Genomic DNA, 15,062 nt, shown 5'->3' with positions numbered 1-15,062 from the left:
CAGATTTCTGAGCGGTTTTTTTATGCTTTAAATTTTGGTTTTTACCAGTTCTATAATATTGCTTCCCTGGTTTAGGATCAGGCTGTCCCTTTTCACGGTTGCCTTCATATCTTCTTTTTCATAAACGGTTTCGTTTCCTTTAGAATCCAATTTGTTCAGGATAAAAGTTTTATTGTTGCTTCTTATACTTACGGTTTTTTCTTCATAGTTAAAAACAACTTTTACCAACGTTCCGTCGGTTGCTTTATATACATAATCGGTCTTTATAGTTTTCTTTCCGTTGATGTCTGTATTGTAATGGATGGTTGAGTCAACTTTTCCGTTGTCAGCTAAAATTGCTCCCGAATTGTCTGCTTTGAGAACATTTTTGTTTCCACTTTCACTTTTCTTACAACTTACAGCCCATAAAGAAATTGCAGAAACTGCGATTAAAAGCCCTTTTTTCATGATGTTGATTTTATTTAATATATCGATGACTAATTATTTTTCTAAAATAAGAGAATTTTTTATTAAATTTAATAAAAACAAAAACTAAACCAACAACCATGAACTCAAAACTTTATAATTACCCAAAAGTGTAATTGATTCTGCTTTGTTTTCTGTTGATATTTGTCTTAAACAAAATTACAAACATGAGCATTTCCATAGCCATAGTAGAAGACGAAAAAAACTACAACAATGCGTTGAAGAAGGTTATCGATTATCAGGATGATATGAAAGTGGTTGCCCAGTTTTTCAACGGAAAGGATACCATCCAAAATCTCCAGGATATTTCTCCGGATGTTGTGATGATGGATATCCAGCTACAGGATATGCTCGGAATCGAAATTATTGAAAAGCTTAGGAAGGGATTGCCAGAAACTCAATTCATCATGTGTACAAGTTTTGAGGATGACGATAAAGTCTTCAATTCTTTAAAAGCCGGAGCGATGGGCTACCTTGTAAAAGGTGAAAGCATGGATAAGATTCTATCATCTATCCGCGATGTCTACAACGGAGGTGCCCCAATGAGTTTCTCCATCGCCCGAAAAGTTTTAAGCCATTTTGAAAGAAAACTTTCCGAAATAAAAGGCTTTGACGAACTCACTGAAAGAGAAAAAGAAGTTTTGGAACTTTTATCTCAAGGATTACTCTACAAAGAAATCGCCGACAAAAAATTCATCAGCATCGACACCGTAAAAAAACACGTCGGGAACATTTACAGAAAACTCCACGTCAATAATAAAGTGGAGGCTATTAATAAATTTAGCCATTTTAAAAACTAAGAATTATGGGAACAGTTAAAATTACAAATTGCACGGAGTACAAAGAATATCTCTTAGCTTTAAAAGAAAATCCAGACCTAGATCTATTTTTTCAGCACTTTAGATTTAAAACTGGCAAGAATATTATGATGTTACCAAAATGTCAATCGGAACATGATAAAGATTTTGCAAAATATGATAGTCTATATGGTAATAAGTTTAATAATTTTAAAATACTTCAGAAGGAAATTAATAGTATTGTAGGTAGAAATTGGAATAAAACATTTATGCACATATTTTTTATTACGGAGAGTCAGAATTCCATGATATTAAAATTAATTTTTAGATTCACCGATGTTGAGGAGTTTTTACCAAATATGTATGATCTTGACTTTAGTTTCGAAAGATCTGGAGAAAGGGTTGAAACAGCTTATGAACTGTTGCCAAACGGTACTTTCCTTGAACAAACTAATATTTCTAAATCATTACAAGAATTGAGTGATAACTATAAAAATGGAGAAATAGGTACATTTTTAAAGTCAAAAAGTACAGATTTTGTTATCACAGATTATATAACATATAAAGTTTTGGACATATTAGATTTTAAAGGCTTTGAGCATGATCTTAATTTTGAACTTGTTGCGCCTTTAGATGAAAATGACAAAATCAGATTAGGTTTAGATGTAAAGATTAATGATAAAGATAGAGTTCATCACATAGTACAATTGCCTTTAGGCAGAATACAAAATGTTATGGAAGGATATTATGATTTAGGAAACTTAAAACCATAATATTGATAATACATTATATATACAACATTCTTTTAATTGTTGTTCTGATTAAATCCTTTATTCTGGGTAAAAAAAAAGGTTTTATTACCCAGAATAACTTATTTTTTTATCTTCTTGTAACAGTTTTGGTTGAAGGTTATTCGTTTGTTGTCGATATAGTTGATGAGAGTATACTAATCGGATTATAGTATAATTTATATTTGATCTTCGTTACTGTTTTTTTTTATTTTTTTTACTATAAAAGCTTTTGTAATAAAATCCTTAAAACCTTGTCTAAAATATCACTATTGCTTTGTTTAATATTTATAATATTTTTCACCAAATTTCTGGGATTAGATTTTGATGAAAAAATTGCAATTGCAATTATGTTATTTTTAATAGTTCATGTAATTATGTGGTATTATAGTAAACTTTTTTCGGTAAATAGAGAGGAAATTTTTAATGATCCTAATTTTTGGATTAGTTCGGGTTTACTTCTATGGAGTTGTTTCGGGATTTTTAGATGTTTACCGATGTATTATTTGTACAACAATGATCAAGAGTTTTCTAACTTCATTAAAAGTAATTTTGATGTAGTGAATATAATTCTGTATTTATCAATTTTTATTTCTTTATCTAAATATGAGTATAGTTTTAAAAGAGGAACTACCTCAAATCATTAAAAGTACTTATATTTTAGCTTTACTTCTAGTACTTTTCTTTGTGGTATTTATAATTTTTGTTGTCTTAATGTACAACCGAAAACAACTCCTTTATCTCAAAGAACAACAACTCAAAGAATCCGAACACCAAAATCAGCTCCTTCAAAAAGAACTCGAAAAACAAAAATCCATAGAAGCAGAACGTGAAAGAATTTCCCACGATATGCACGACGATCTAGGAGCAGGAATTTCGGCTTTAAAACTTCAGGCAGAATTTTTAAAACAACGAGCCGAAGGCGACGATTTGAAAAGTGACATTGATGAACTTCTGAAAACTTCTGAAGAAATGAATCTTTCCATGCGGGAAATGCTTTGGAGTTTGAATTCAGGAAATGATACTTTAGGAAACTTTGTTGATTATTCAAAAATGTATGCGCAAAATTTCCTCAAGAAAACGGAAATTCAATTAAATATTGAAGAAGAAAATGTTGTTTCCGAAACTATAATTACAACAGACCAGAGGCGGAATTTATTTCTATGTCTAAAAGAAGCCTTGAATAACGCTTATAAACACAGCCAATCCAATCAATTAAAATTATCATTTATTCAAAAAGAAAAAGAGTTCGTGATGAAAATCTCCGATAACGGCATCGGAATTAATAATAAAAATTCTGAAGGAAACGGGCTCCGAAATATGAAACGACGAATGCAGGAACAGAACGGTCATTGTGAGGTTACTACGGAAAACGGAACACATTTGTTTTTGAGGATAGATTTATAATTAAATTTTAAAATTAAATAGAACAGCATCATTTTTATGGTGCTGTTTTTTGTTGATAGAATCACCCGTTTGTGTAATTGACATGAGTATTTTTTAGTAAGAACTTTGATTCATAAAACTAAAAACTTATAATTATGGAAACTACAATTAATGAAAGTATTGAAAAAGTTGAAGTTCCTTTAACAGCCATTGCTAATGAAAAAGGAAACACAATTAATCATTTTGAAGTCACAAAAAATATTGAAAAAAAAGATACTAAGGAAACTGATTTTATGATTTATAGAATTATCGTTATTATGCTTGGATTTGCGGTTATTTCAATTATTATTGCCCTTTTTGTTTTATCATTAAGAGATAAAGGAACGGATAATAATCAGCTCATTACAATTTTTGCAACAATTTCTTCGGGTGCAATTGGTGCACTTGCGGGATTATTAACTCCTTCACCTAAGAAATAAATATTTTGTTAGGACACATTCAAAATTATAACAACCTCAATATTAACTAAAATTTAACTCAGAATAAACGTATAAATTAGCACTTCACTACATTCAAAAGTTAAAAATTCATTAAATTTGTCTAAACTATAAAAAAAGAACAATGAGTTACATTTCTTACATAGAAGCGAGACAAATTTTGGATTCAAGAGGTAATCCTACAGTTGAAGTAGATGTATTTACAGAAGGGGGTGCGATGGGACGTGCTGCGGTACCTTCAGGAGCGTCTACGGGAGAACATGAAGCAGTTGAATTGCGTGATGGCGGTTCAGAATGGATGGGGAAAGGAGTTTCTAAGGCTGTAGAAAATGTAAGAGAAGTAATTGCACCGGAATTGGTGGGACTTCCTGTTTTTGATCAGAATTTGATCGATCAGATTATGATTGATTTAGACGGATCAAACAACAAAGGAAACTTAGGGGCAAATGCGATTCTTGGAGTTTCTTTGGCTGCTGCAAAAGCTGCTGCAAACGAATTGAAATTACCTTTATATAAATATGTAGGTGGTGTGAATGCAAATACACTTCCTGTTCCGATGATGAATGTTATCAACGGTGGTTCTCACTCAGATGCACCGATTGCTTTCCAGGAATTTATGGTAATGCCGGTAAAAGCAGATTCTTTCTCTCACGCATTGAGAAAAGGGACTGAGATTTTCCACAATCTTAAATCGATTCTTCATTCAAGAGGTCTTTCTACTGCGGTAGGTGACGAAGGTGGTTTTGCTCCAACTTTCACCGGGACTGAAGATGCTTTGGACACTTTGCTTCAGGCAATCGAAAAAGCGGGCTATAAGCCTGGTGACGATGTAATGATCGCATTAGACTGTGCTTCTTCTGAGTTCTACAAAGACGGAATCTACGATTACAGAAAATTCCAGACTCCAGATGCGGCCCAGTTTACAAGCAGCGAGCAGGTTTCTTACTTAGCGGAGTTGGTGAACAAATATCCGATTATCTCTATTGAAGATGGTATGCAGGAAAATGACTGGGAAGGCTGGAAAATGTTAACAGATAAAATCGGTGACAGAGTACAGTTGGTAGGTGACGATTTATTTGTAACAAATGTAGAAAGATTATCAAGAGGAGTAAAAGAAGGGATTGCGAACTCAATTTTGGTAAAAGTAAACCAAATCGGTTCTCTTTCTGAAACGATGGCTGCGGTACAAATGGCTCAGCACAACAAGTTCACGTCAGTAATGTCTCACAGATCTGGTGAAACTGAAGATTCTACAATTGCTGACTTAGCGGTAGCAATGAACTGCGGACAGATTAAAACAGGATCTGCTTCAAGATCAGACAGAATGGCGAAGTACAACCAGTTATTGAGAATTGAAGAAGCTTTAGGTGAAACTGCAATTTTCCCGGGGTTGGATGCTTTTAAAATCAAAAGATAATTAATCGAATTTATAAATAACGGCAAGCGATAATTTTAGTTTGCCGTATTTTGTAATTAGTAGTATATTTAGAAACAAAATAATAAATAATGTCAGACAACAAAGTAATATTGAATTACGCAGGTAATTCGTATGAATATCCAATCGTGGATAGTACTATCGGAGACAGAGGAATCGATATTTCAAAATTAAGAGACCAGACAGGTCTTATCACTTTAGATTTAGGTTACAAAAACACCGGAGCTACACTTAGTGACATCACTTACTTAGACGGGGATAAAGGAGAATTATTTTACAGAGGATATCCTATCGAGCAGATTGCTGATAAGTCTAACTTTACAGAGGTAATGTACCTTTTACTACACGGTGAATTACCCACTCAAGACCAATTCAATACCTTTAACGGGAATATTAAAAAATATAACTTCGTAGCAGAGGAGATGAAAAAAATCATCGATGCTTTCCCTCGTTCTGCTCACCCAATGGGAGTTCTATCTACTTTAACGTCTGCTTTAACAGCTTTCAATCCAAAGGCTGTTAACGTGAATTCCAAGGAAGAGATGGATGTAGCGGCAGAATTGCTTATCGCTAAATTCGCTCATTTAGCTGCTTGGACGTACAGAAAAACTTTGGGTTTACCGCTTAACCACGGAGATAACAGTCTAAACTATGTAGAAAACTTCTACAAAATGGCTTTCAGATTACCAAACGAAGAGTTCCAGATCAATCCTGTGGTAACTGAAGCTTTAGATAAATTATTAATTCTTCACGCAGATCATGAGCAAAACTGTTCTACTTCTACGGTAAGAATGGTAGGTTCTGCCCACACAGGTCTTTTTGCATCTGTTTCTGCAGGTATTTCTGCACTTTGGGGACCACTTCACGGTGGAGCCAACCAAGCAGTTATCGAAATGCTTGAACTCATTGAAAAAGATGGAGGTGACGTATCTAAATATGTTGCTAAGGCTAAAGATAAAAACGATAGCTTCCGTCTAATGGGATTCGGACACAGAGTGTACAAAAACTTCGATCCAAGAGCAAAAATCATCAAGAAAGCTGCTGATGACCTATTGAACGCATTAGGTATTCATGATAAAGCGCTTGATATTGCAATGCAGTTGGAAAAAGTAGCATTGGAAGACGAATACTTCGTAGAAAGAAAACTATATCCGAACGTAGATTTCTATTCAGGTATCATCTACAGAGCGTTAGGAATCCCTACAGAAATGTTCACAGTAATGTTTGCATTAGGAAGACTTCCGGGATGGATAGCTCAGTGGAAAGAAATGAGACTGAAAGGAGATCCTATCGGAAGACCAAGACAGGTATACCAAGGTGCTCAGAAAAGAGATTACATCGATTTGGTAAACAGATAAAAAATAAACCGCCTTCAGGCGGTTTATTTTTTTTTTAGAAAGAATTTAATATGTCCTGGATCTGCTTTTTCCTTAAAAAGTAAATAGGATAATGAACAAATTGATGGATGCCTTCTTTTTTTTCAAATTTTAAGATAAGTATGTCCTTCCAGAATTTTTTCTGGTGATGGCACGACTTGATCTTATTTTTAGGAAGTTCAAAAGACCACTGAAACTTGTTTATTGTCCAGAACGGATAACTTTTAATCGAAACAATCTCTCCGCTATTTTCAAAATAAAAATATTTAATATCGAAAATAAATTTTAAAAATAAAAGTTCTGCTAAAGCTGAAAACACTAAGATGATCCAATCATTTTTTAGTTCTATTATATCAAAACATAATACAGCAATGATTAGACTGTTGATGATTAGGATAAAAAACATCAATGTTGTCACGGTTTTCACTTCTTTTTCATTATTAATCTTTATCATTTCTTTATGTCTTTTATGATTTAAAATAGAAAATTCTTCATGCTGTAAAACTCCGGAAGTATCAGATATGGTAAGATATTTAAAATCAGATTTATAGTCATCTTTAACAGATTTATTTCCAGTAATTCCACACATTTCCGTCGAATACGGCAATTGCTTTTCCTGCTGTATCGTAGCACATCATCCCGGGATATGGGCTCTTAACGGTTGTATGAGGATTCGCAATTTTTGGGAGAATCATCGATTTATTTGCTGATTCCAATACCAGAATTCCTTTCGCATCGCTGGCGCTGGATCCCATGATTACTCCCTGCAGAGATGGTAGTTCCGCTGTACTGTTTACCGCAACTGCTGAAGAATTACCTGCATCACTGAGATCTTTCCAAATATTGTTTTCGTACATTTTGATTTTGTTGTCACTCAAATCGAAGATAAATGTGCCGTTGTTTGCGGTAGGCGTAGATGACAGAGTAGAATTTGTATTGCTTACTGCAGGTAGGATAATCCCCCTGGTGTTGGTAGCAATATTATCAAAATCTAAAATCGTTGAATTGCCATCTATATTAGGTTTGCCGATTGCTATCTGCCCGTTTAGAACTGTTACGGTGAGGCAAAAGGTAGCTCCGAAAAATATTTTTTTCATTTGTTTATGTTTTTTTAATTATTACAACTTCTGTTAATACATTTCCATCTGGTCCCATTAAAAAGCTTAACACATTTATCCTGAATATCGTAAACAATCATCCCTTCTTTAGGTTCTGCTATAGAATCGCCATTTTGTGGGGCCGTGCTTACATGATTTACACGTGTAATGACAAATCCTTTTTCTTTAGATTCCAGTGCAATAAATCCATTGGGTATATTTTGAGGCCATGCATCTTGTTTTTGCTGAGCGGTAATGCCGATCATGGTATGGCTATTGGGAGTTCCGGATGCCGCAGGTTGGGTACAATAACAGATGCCGATTGTGATATTGGCAGGAGCAGATACGTTACTCAAAGTGTCGGCGACAGTATATTGAATGGTTACCGGCTGTGTAAAAGTCGTTAATGAACTGAATGAAATCTCACCGTTTACAGTGTTCACTGAAAAAGTTCCCTGTCCGGGTATTGTAACTGATGTTGATGGTGCTGAAGTTGACGGATCAATTAACCTTACAGATGATGGGTCAATGGCATAGGTGCCGGCAACATCATTTGTTAATACATTGAAGGTAATATTCTGTGAGAGAGTAGGATCTGCAATACAGCTCTGGTCATTGTTAGGATTAGGCGGAAGAGTAAAGTTACAGCTGGCACCGTCGGCTAAAACCTGCCCCAAAGAGTCTGCTGTAGAAAAAAGGCTGGCGTTCAGATTATAGGTCTGGGTAGCCGAATTATAAGTGAATTTATAAGCGTTACGGCTTCCGTTATTTCCAACATACAGGTTATCTGCAATATCTCTGAAGGTTGTTCCCCAGGAATTATCGGTTTCTGAATTAATATCTGTACCAATGGCATCTCCTAAAAACTGCATTGTATTGGTGGTAAGATTTATTGTAAAAAGCTTTCTACTGTTGGAGCCATACGGTTGTGTTATCCCGTAAATATTTCCATTTGAACCGAATGTAAAATCATTGATCTGAAAATTCGTAATAGGAATGGGAGTAGAGAAATTAACTGTCGTTACAGCTAAAGTACTAAGATTGATTTTATAAATGGTCGCTGTACTGTTTTTAAAGATGTGCAGCTGATTATTTGATACAGCACCTGCTGTTGCAGAGCCTACCGTAGCAGCATTTAAGCCGGGTACCGTTATCAGATCATAATTTCCATTGGCGTCAATTTTTATAATTTGGTTAGAATTGGTTCTGTATCCGTAAATAAAGCCATCCAGCTTATTATGCCCGATACAATTGATCCTTCTTGCGGTAATACCTGTTGAAGCCGGAATGATGGGATTTTTAATCAAGGCGACATGTCCGGTGCTCATATCGAAAGTATAAAAGCCGGAGATACCGTTGGTTCCGGTGATATTCTGCATCACAAGATAAGCTTTGTTGTCTGTACAGGATATAGGAACAGTTGCTTGTGAAAACGTTTTTGTAATTCCTGCCAAAAAGCAGAAAAATAGTAAGATCTTTTTCATTGTTGTGTTTTTTTTTAGTTATGCATTAGGGAATATTCATCCCAATAATTTTGAAATTTAATTTTTTTGTTAAGTGATAAATTTTAGTGGGAATCGTTAAGAATTATTTCTATAAATCAAAATCTTTTTTGATCGCGAAATAGAAACAGTCTTCTTTAAGAATGTATTTTTCATTATTGTGTGTTTTATTAATTACAAATTTTGCTTTTTTTTTATATACGATAACAGAGAATTAGTAGTGATTTGATTAATTAAATGTTCATTTTTGTATCTTTTTGATTTTGTGTTTATTGTAAATTTTGTATTTTTGAAATAACTTAAAATAAAAGATATGTTTGAGCGTAATTTTGGAAAAAATTGCATTAGCTGATATATTTTTTTACAGATAGTTTTTTATTTTAAGTCAAAAAACACATAACAATGATGAGAATATTTTATAAGAATAATTCCTATAAAGATATTAGCAACACGGTTGATTCTTTTAAAAAACAATTTGGAAGAATTTTCTTTCTCTCTGTTGCCGGTGTCTTTTTGCTGTATCTGGTTTTAAGCCTTGTAATACCAAATTTTGTAATAGTCCCAATCGGAGTCTTGGTATTTGCATTTTTTCTTACGGTTTACACAGGATTTATTATATCCAAGACAAGATTCGATTTTATTATTATCTTTCGTATTCTGGTTACCTGTATTACGATTTTTATAACATACATAAGTCTCTTGCTTGCCAATGTAACAGAGGCTGTATTTTTTCTTTTTGTACCTGTAATACTAATGATCAATTTTCTTTTCTCGTTCAGAATTGCGGGTATTGTATCGTTTATCCTTTTCTGCTATCACTTTTTTGCATCAGAAATATCTGTATATTTTAAAATGGCACTGGATACGGATTTTTACAGAAATTATCCTCAAAATCTTGTTCTTCAGGAAAATATTGGATATTCCGTAGCGATTTATTTTTCGCTTCTTATACTGTATTATACGGATAAAATTTTTCATCTTAAAATTGAAACTGCCGCGAAAACTTTTTCTAAAGCAAATACGAATGATGAACTCCTTGAATTTGATTTCAAAAATCAATCAGAATCCTTAACAGATGAAGAAAAATATAATATTCTTTTTAAGAAAATAATAAGCTGTCTTGAAACAGATAAACCTTATCAGGATCCTGATTTTAATATCAGAAAACTGGCCGATATGGTACAATCCAACACTACTTACGTGTCTAAGGCAATGAATAAAGTGGGGGATAAAAAATTTAGTCAGATTATAAATGATTACAGGATTCAGCAGGTAAAAATTGATTTTGATAACAGAGCCCACCATAAATTTACCATCGAACATATTTATAAAGCGGCGGGCTTTTCTCAGCAATCCACTTTCAACAGAATATTTAAAGAATATATGGGGAAAACACCGACAGAATATATTGAGTTTTTAAAAAAAGAAGATAATACAAAGATTAAGTTCTACAATGAGCTTTCAAATTAAAAACGATAGATTAGAGTCTTGTATGATTGTTCCGCTTTTCCTCTGTTCAGACATTTTTTAAATTTGTAGCTCCCGTTGGCTTTTTATCCAAAAGCTTATGTCATGACTGATGTTGCAAAATATATTTAATTGCGAATATTTATGAATAAATTTAATTAGTTTTATTATTTTATTGTTTTTTATGTTTGATTAATAGTTTTTTTTGAAAAAAAAATACATATGTATTATTTTTTTTATTTTTTTGTATTGCATAAATTTTGTGATATGAAAAAAAAGAATTTCACTACAGCAAGCAGAATTGCTTCGATGGCTATTTTCTGTTTCAGTACCATTACATTTGCCCAAGTTGGAGTCAATACTGCATCACCTGGTGTAACATTCGATATACAGGCAAAAAATCCAACCAATACCCAATCTTTAGAAGGAGTTATTGCTCCCAGATTACTGGGCAGCCAGCTGTCTGCTAAAAGCTACACTTCAGCACAGACTGGTGCAATCGTATACATTACAGATACTTCTGCTACACTTTCTGGGCAAACTATTAATGTAAATGCTGCCGGATATTATTATTTTGATGGTACAGTCTGGAAAAAAATGTTGACAGCAGTTGGTAATAACAGTTGGATGCTAGCTGATACTGCAGTAGTTTCAAAAGTTAACGGACTTCAAAATCTTATTCTTCCCGCACAGCCTGGAAATGGTCCTTATGAGTTGATCACCAGTACTACACTTGTTGTCACTGTGCCTGCGAATTACTCTCAGAATAGAGTGATTGTAAGATGGGATGTTTGGGGTAGCACATCTAGACTAAATACAGGGCCTTCACAAGGCAATTTGCGTTTTGCTGTGAGACAGCAGTTGGGAAGTAATACGGCTACAGAAATACCTAGTATCATGATGAGTGGTTGGGTAAATGCATTTGATACGAATGAAGGACCAAGATGGAATGCTCCAGTTACCTATACAGCTAATGATCTTCCGCCCGGAACTTATACATTTGAGCTTTTGGTGCACCGCGAAGGTGAACAAAATGGCAATGGTGCGGCAGTTTGGGGAGTTCAGGGAAAGGCTGATGTTTTAGTAAAATGATAAATTTGAAAAATTAAGAACTTTAAAAATTAGAAATAAAACCTGCTTTATAGTCAGGTTTTTTTATTTATAGGAATAATAACATTGACTAAGATTTCGATTCCTGTTGTTGATTTATATACTTGGGTGTAAATTTTAGGGAAAATTTTGTCATTTATAAATGTCATTTTAATGATAATTCAATTCTAAATGTATAAAGGTTGTAAATAAATTATCTGCGAAATCTCTTTATTTAAGCGAATAAAAGGTTTGTTATGTCAATCGACTTAAATAGAAAACTGTATTCAGGAGAATTTATAGAATAATATTGGACTCATCCCTAAAAATACGGCAAAAGTTTCCTAAATTCAGCCCTTTACTTATATTTGTAATATTGCATAAAATCTTTATGAAACTAAATATAAAAAACGAAACGGGAAGGCTGAGGTCAGTAGTTTTAGGCCAGCCCAATTCAATGGGAGCGGTTCCGACATTAGAAGAGAGCTACGACGCAAAATCATATTACTCCATCGAAAATAATATCTACCCGAAAGAATCAGACATTATTGATGAAATGAATGCTTTTGAAGCGGTATTGAAAAAATACGATGTAGAAGTTTTTCGTCCGGATATCATTGAAGATTACAATCAGGTTTTTGCGAGAGACGTCGCTTTTGTCATCGACGATAAAATGATTATTTCCAATGTAATTGCCGACAGAGCCGACGAGCAGGAGGCTTATAAAAGCGTTTTTGAAAAAGTAGCATGGAGAAAAATTATCAACCTGCCGGAAACGGCGCATATCGAAGGTGGTGATGTGATTGTTTGGGACGACTTTCTATTTATCGGAACATGTTTCAGTGAAGATTACAGAAGCTATAAAACAGCAAGAACCAACGAATATGCCATCGAAATTCTGAAGGAATATTTTCCTAAAAAAAGAATCATCGATCTTGAACTGAAGAAAAACGACAAGATTCCTTATGAAGGAATTCTGCATTTGGACTGTACTTTCAATCCGATCGGGAAAGATAAATGCATCATCTATAAAGACGGATTTGTGGATGAAAGCGATTATCGTCTGATCATCGATATTTTCGGGGAAGAAAACTGTTTCCACGTAACTGCCGAAGAAATGTTTGAGATGAATCCTAATATCTTCTCTATTTCTCCTGAAGTAGTCGTTTCCGACAAAGCTTTCGCAAGAATGAATAATCATTTGAGAAACGAATGGGGAATGACAGTGGAAGAAATCCCATACAGAGAAATTTCCAAGATGGGAGGGTTGTTGAGATGCTCGACTATGCCTTTGGTAAGAGAATAACCGAGTCGGAGCGTTTTTTTGTGTTGGAGAACTGTAGAGTTTGAGGATGAGTTGTTGATATTTTTTCTATTTTAGATAAAAATACAAATATGTCAACCATTAAATTTCATCAGGATTTGAAGGTTTATCAAAAATCTTTCGAAACTGCAATGATCATCTTTGAACTTTCAAAGTCTTTTCCTAAAGAAGAACTTTATGCTCTAACAGATCAAATCAGAAGATCTTCAAGGTCGGTCTCTGCCAATATCAGCGAAGCGTGGGGAAAAAGAAAATATGAAAAATATTTTATAGCAAAACTCACAGATTCAGAAGGTGAAGCAAGAGAAACGCAGACATGGCTGCAATTTGCTTTAGCCTGTAACTATATAAATGAAGAACAGTTTAATAATTTAAACATTCACTATAATCAAATAATCGGGATGTTGGTTAACATGATGAGTCAGTCTGAAAAATGGTGTTCTTTTTCACAAAATAAAAAGGAGTAATAATTTTACACTAAAATACTCAGACTCTCAAACCCAAAAAATACCCTCAAACTCAACATTATGCAGACAACAGATACAGTATTAATGATAGAGCCGATCGCATTCGGTTTTAATGAAGAAACGGCAAAAAATAATTATTTTCAGGTAGAACAGAAAGGTTTTGATATTCAATTTAAAGCCTTGACTGAATTTAAAGCTTTTGTTGAAAAGTTAAGAAGCAAAGGAATTAATGTTATCACCATAAAAGATACTTTAGATCCCCATACTCCCGATTCAATTTTCCCGAATAACTGGGTAAGTTTCCACAATGACGGAAAAGTGGTTTTATATCCGATGTTCGCTTCCAACAGAAGAGTGGAAAGAAGAGAAGATATTATTGAAACCATCAAAGAGCAGGGATTTGATGTTGAGGAGATCGATGACTGGTCACTTTCTGAAATTCAGGGACATTATTTGGAAGGAACGGGGAGTATGATTTTTGATCACGATAACAAAATTGCTTACGGTTCGGTTTCTTTAAGATTGGATGAAAATTTATTCAGAAAATTTTGTGAAAAATATGGTTTTACGCCTGTGGTTTTTCATTCTTTCCAAACAGTTGGTTCAGAAAGACTTCCGATTTACCACACCAATGTGATGATGTGTGTGGCGGATAAATTTGTCGTAATCTGTCTGGATTGTATCGACGATGAAACGGAAAGAGCACATGTTGCGGAAACCATTAAAAATTCGGGAAAAGAAATCATTGAAATTTCTGAAGATCAGATGCAGCAGTTTGCCGGAAATATGCTTCAGGTTCAGAATAACGAAGGGGAAAAATTTCTGGTAATGAGCGAAACAGCTTATAAATCTTTAAGAAAAGAACAGGTTTCAGCGATTGAAAAGTACTGTGAGATCATTTATTCGGATCTTAATACCATTGAAGTAAATGGCGGAGGCAGTGCACGTTGTATGCTTGCCGAGGTTTTCTTACCAAAAAAATAATTTATATTTGCTAAAAATATAATCCATTGGAGACATCAACCAGTAAAGGTTTACATATTCTTCTGACTTTGGAAACGGAGTCAGAAGCTTTGTTATTAGACAGTGAGGGTTTTATGGCATTTACCGAAAGTATGCTTGCAACAAAAGATGTGGAGATTGTAGGGGTTACCAATCATGTTTTTGAAAATCAAAGCTTTACTTCGGCAGTTTGCCTTAAAGAGTCTCACCTGTGTATCCACACCTGGCCGGAATTCAGGCAGCTTACTTTCGATGTTTTTCTCTGTAACTATACTCAGGATAATACAGAGAAAGTAGAAAAAATTGCTGATGAGGTCGTGGAATATTTTAAAGCTAAAACCATACAGAAACACAAAATTTACAGATAAAA

General features: G+C 34.0%; 16 protein-coding genes. 12 read left to right on the top strand and 4 right to left on the bottom strand.

The window, feature by feature from the left end:
- Positions 1 to 27: 27 nt before the first annotated feature.
- Positions 28 to 447: a hypothetical protein gene (locus BUA89_RS04555; protein ID WP_072953551.1), complete on the bottom strand. Its 420-nt coding sequence runs from the start codon at positions 445 to 447 to the stop codon at positions 28 to 30.
- Positions 448 to 632: 185 nt separating this feature from the next.
- Here BUA89_RS04555 and BUA89_RS04550 point away from each other — a divergent pair, with 185 nt between their 5' ends.
- The 6 genes from BUA89_RS04550 to BUA89_RS04520 all read left to right on the top strand — a co-directional run bounded on the left by BUA89_RS04550 (position 633) and on the right by BUA89_RS04520 (position 6,726).
- Positions 633 to 1,265, top strand: a complete 633-nt coding sequence (locus BUA89_RS04550) for a response regulator (RefSeq protein ID WP_072953549.1) — start codon at positions 633 to 635, stop codon at positions 1,263 to 1,265.
- Positions 1,266 to 1,270: 5 nt separating this feature from the next.
- The gene (locus tag BUA89_RS04545; protein WP_072953547.1) at positions 1,271 to 2,035 is read left to right on the top strand and encodes a hypothetical protein; all 765 of its coding nucleotides are present in this window, start codon (positions 1,271 to 1,273) and stop codon (positions 2,033 to 2,035) included.
- 621 nt (positions 2,036 to 2,656) lie between these two features.
- Complete coding sequence (locus tag BUA89_RS04535; protein WP_072953543.1) at positions 2,657 to 3,457, top strand: sensor histidine kinase; 801 nt, start codon at positions 2,657 to 2,659, stop codon at positions 3,455 to 3,457.
- 134 nt (positions 3,458 to 3,591) lie between these two features.
- Positions 3,592 to 3,915 (top strand): hypothetical protein, encoded by a 324-nt coding sequence (locus BUA89_RS04530; protein ID WP_072953542.1) that lies wholly within the window; start codon positions 3,592 to 3,594, stop codon positions 3,913 to 3,915.
- A gap of 142 nt (positions 3,916 to 4,057) precedes the next feature.
- Positions 4,058 to 5,350, top strand: a complete 1,293-nt coding sequence (gene eno / locus BUA89_RS04525) for a phosphopyruvate hydratase (protein WP_072953540.1) — start codon at positions 4,058 to 4,060, stop codon at positions 5,348 to 5,350.
- 89 nt (positions 5,351 to 5,439) lie between these two features.
- Positions 5,440 to 6,726: a citrate synthase gene (locus BUA89_RS04520; protein WP_072953538.1), complete on the top strand. Its 1,287-nt coding sequence runs from the start codon at positions 5,440 to 5,442 to the stop codon at positions 6,724 to 6,726.
- Between the two features lie 34 nt (positions 6,727 to 6,760).
- Here BUA89_RS04520 and BUA89_RS04515 read toward each other — a convergent pair whose 3' ends face one another.
- The 3 genes from BUA89_RS04515 to BUA89_RS04505 are packed head-to-tail and all read right to left on the bottom strand — an operon-like array spanning position 6,761 to position 9,325.
- Positions 6,761 to 7,333, bottom strand: coding sequence for a hypothetical protein (locus tag BUA89_RS04515; RefSeq protein ID WP_072953536.1), 573 nt, complete (start codon positions 7,331 to 7,333; stop codon positions 6,761 to 6,763).
- The gene (locus BUA89_RS04510) at positions 7,311 to 7,841 is read right to left on the bottom strand and encodes a hypothetical protein (protein WP_072953534.1); all 531 of its coding nucleotides are present in this window, start codon (positions 7,839 to 7,841) and stop codon (positions 7,311 to 7,313) included. Before BUA89_RS04510 ends, BUA89_RS04515 begins: the two co-directional genes overlap by 23 nt.
- Positions 7,842 to 7,855: 14 nt before the next feature.
- Entirely contained in the window at positions 7,856 to 9,325 is a 1,470-nt protein-coding gene (locus BUA89_RS04505) for a hypothetical protein (RefSeq protein WP_143152262.1), read from the bottom strand.
- Between the two features lie 420 nt (positions 9,326 to 9,745).
- Here BUA89_RS04505 and BUA89_RS04500 point away from each other — a divergent pair, with 420 nt between their 5' ends.
- The 6 genes from BUA89_RS04500 to BUA89_RS04475 all read left to right on the top strand — a co-directional run bounded on the left by BUA89_RS04500 (position 9,746) and on the right by BUA89_RS04475 (position 15,060).
- Positions 9,746 to 10,813 carry a helix-turn-helix domain-containing protein gene (locus BUA89_RS04500; protein ID WP_072953529.1) on the top strand — a complete coding sequence of 356 codons (1,068 nt, stop codon included), beginning with the start codon at positions 9,746 to 9,748 and terminating at the stop codon, positions 10,811 to 10,813.
- 264 nt (positions 10,814 to 11,077) lie between these two features.
- On the top strand, positions 11,078 to 11,902 hold the full coding sequence (locus BUA89_RS04495) for a hypothetical protein (RefSeq protein WP_143152261.1): 825 nt from the start codon (positions 11,078 to 11,080) through the stop codon (positions 11,900 to 11,902).
- Between the two features lie 388 nt (positions 11,903 to 12,290).
- On the top strand, positions 12,291 to 13,205 hold the full coding sequence (locus BUA89_RS04490; protein WP_072953525.1) for a dimethylarginine dimethylaminohydrolase family protein: 915 nt from the start codon (positions 12,291 to 12,293) through the stop codon (positions 13,203 to 13,205).
- Positions 13,206 to 13,294: 89 nt separating this feature from the next.
- Complete coding sequence (locus BUA89_RS04485; protein ID WP_072953523.1) at positions 13,295 to 13,690, top strand: four helix bundle protein; 396 nt, start codon at positions 13,295 to 13,297, stop codon at positions 13,688 to 13,690.
- Positions 13,691 to 13,750: 60 nt separating this feature from the next.
- Positions 13,751 to 14,674, top strand: a complete 924-nt coding sequence (ctlX, locus tag BUA89_RS04480; RefSeq protein WP_072953521.1) for a citrulline utilization hydrolase CtlX — start codon at positions 13,751 to 13,753, stop codon at positions 14,672 to 14,674.
- A 26-nt stretch (positions 14,675 to 14,700) separates the two neighbouring features.
- Positions 14,701 to 15,060: an S-adenosylmethionine decarboxylase family protein gene (locus BUA89_RS04475; protein WP_072953519.1), complete on the top strand. Its 360-nt coding sequence runs from the start codon at positions 14,701 to 14,703 to the stop codon at positions 15,058 to 15,060.
- Positions 15,061 to 15,062: the final 2 nt, after the last annotated feature.

Source organism: Chryseobacterium arachidis (genome assembly GCF_900129245.1).
GTDB classification, from domain to species: Bacteria; Bacteroidota; Bacteroidia; order Flavobacteriales; family Weeksellaceae; genus Chryseobacterium; species Chryseobacterium arachidis.
This window is presented reverse-complemented; position numbering and strand designations above follow the sequence as displayed.

What these genes read in the sequence shown, in the direction of transcription:
- BUA89_RS04555 (WP_072953551.1), bottom strand. Translation starts at nt 447, where the DNA reads ATGAAAAAAGGGCTTTTAATCGCAGTTTCTGCAATTTCTTTATGGGCT.
- BUA89_RS04550 (WP_072953549.1), top strand. Translation starts at nt 633, where the DNA reads ATGAGCATTTCCATAGCCATAGTAGAAGACGAAAAAAACTACAACAAT.
- BUA89_RS04545 (WP_072953547.1), top strand. Translation starts at nt 1,271, where the DNA reads ATGGGAACAGTTAAAATTACAAATTGCACGGAGTACAAAGAATATCTC.
- BUA89_RS04535 (WP_072953543.1), top strand. Translation starts at nt 2,657, where the DNA reads ATGAGTATAGTTTTAAAAGAGGAACTACCTCAAATCATTAAAAGTACT.
- BUA89_RS04530 (WP_072953542.1), top strand. Translation starts at nt 3,592, where the DNA reads ATGGAAACTACAATTAATGAAAGTATTGAAAAAGTTGAAGTTCCTTTA.
- eno (WP_072953540.1), top strand. Translation starts at nt 4,058, where the DNA reads ATGAGTTACATTTCTTACATAGAAGCGAGACAAATTTTGGATTCAAGA.
- BUA89_RS04520 (WP_072953538.1), top strand. Translation starts at nt 5,440, where the DNA reads ATGTCAGACAACAAAGTAATATTGAATTACGCAGGTAATTCGTATGAA.
- BUA89_RS04515 (WP_072953536.1), bottom strand. Translation starts at nt 7,333, where the DNA reads ATGTGTGGAATTACTGGAAATAAATCTGTTAAAGATGACTATAAATCT.
- BUA89_RS04510 (WP_072953534.1), bottom strand. Translation starts at nt 7,841, where the DNA reads ATGAAAAAAATATTTTTCGGAGCTACCTTTTGCCTCACCGTAACAGTT.
- BUA89_RS04505 (WP_143152262.1), bottom strand. Translation starts at nt 9,325, where the DNA reads ATGAAAAAGATCTTACTATTTTTCTGCTTTTTGGCAGGAATTACAAAA.
- BUA89_RS04500 (WP_072953529.1), top strand. Translation starts at nt 9,746, where the DNA reads ATGATGAGAATATTTTATAAGAATAATTCCTATAAAGATATTAGCAAC.
- BUA89_RS04495 (WP_143152261.1), top strand. Translation starts at nt 11,078, where the DNA reads ATGAAAAAAAAGAATTTCACTACAGCAAGCAGAATTGCTTCGATGGCT.
- BUA89_RS04490 (WP_072953525.1), top strand. Translation starts at nt 12,291, where the DNA reads ATGAAACTAAATATAAAAAACGAAACGGGAAGGCTGAGGTCAGTAGTT.
- BUA89_RS04485 (WP_072953523.1), top strand. Translation starts at nt 13,295, where the DNA reads ATGTCAACCATTAAATTTCATCAGGATTTGAAGGTTTATCAAAAATCT.
- ctlX (WP_072953521.1), top strand. Translation starts at nt 13,751, where the DNA reads ATGCAGACAACAGATACAGTATTAATGATAGAGCCGATCGCATTCGGT.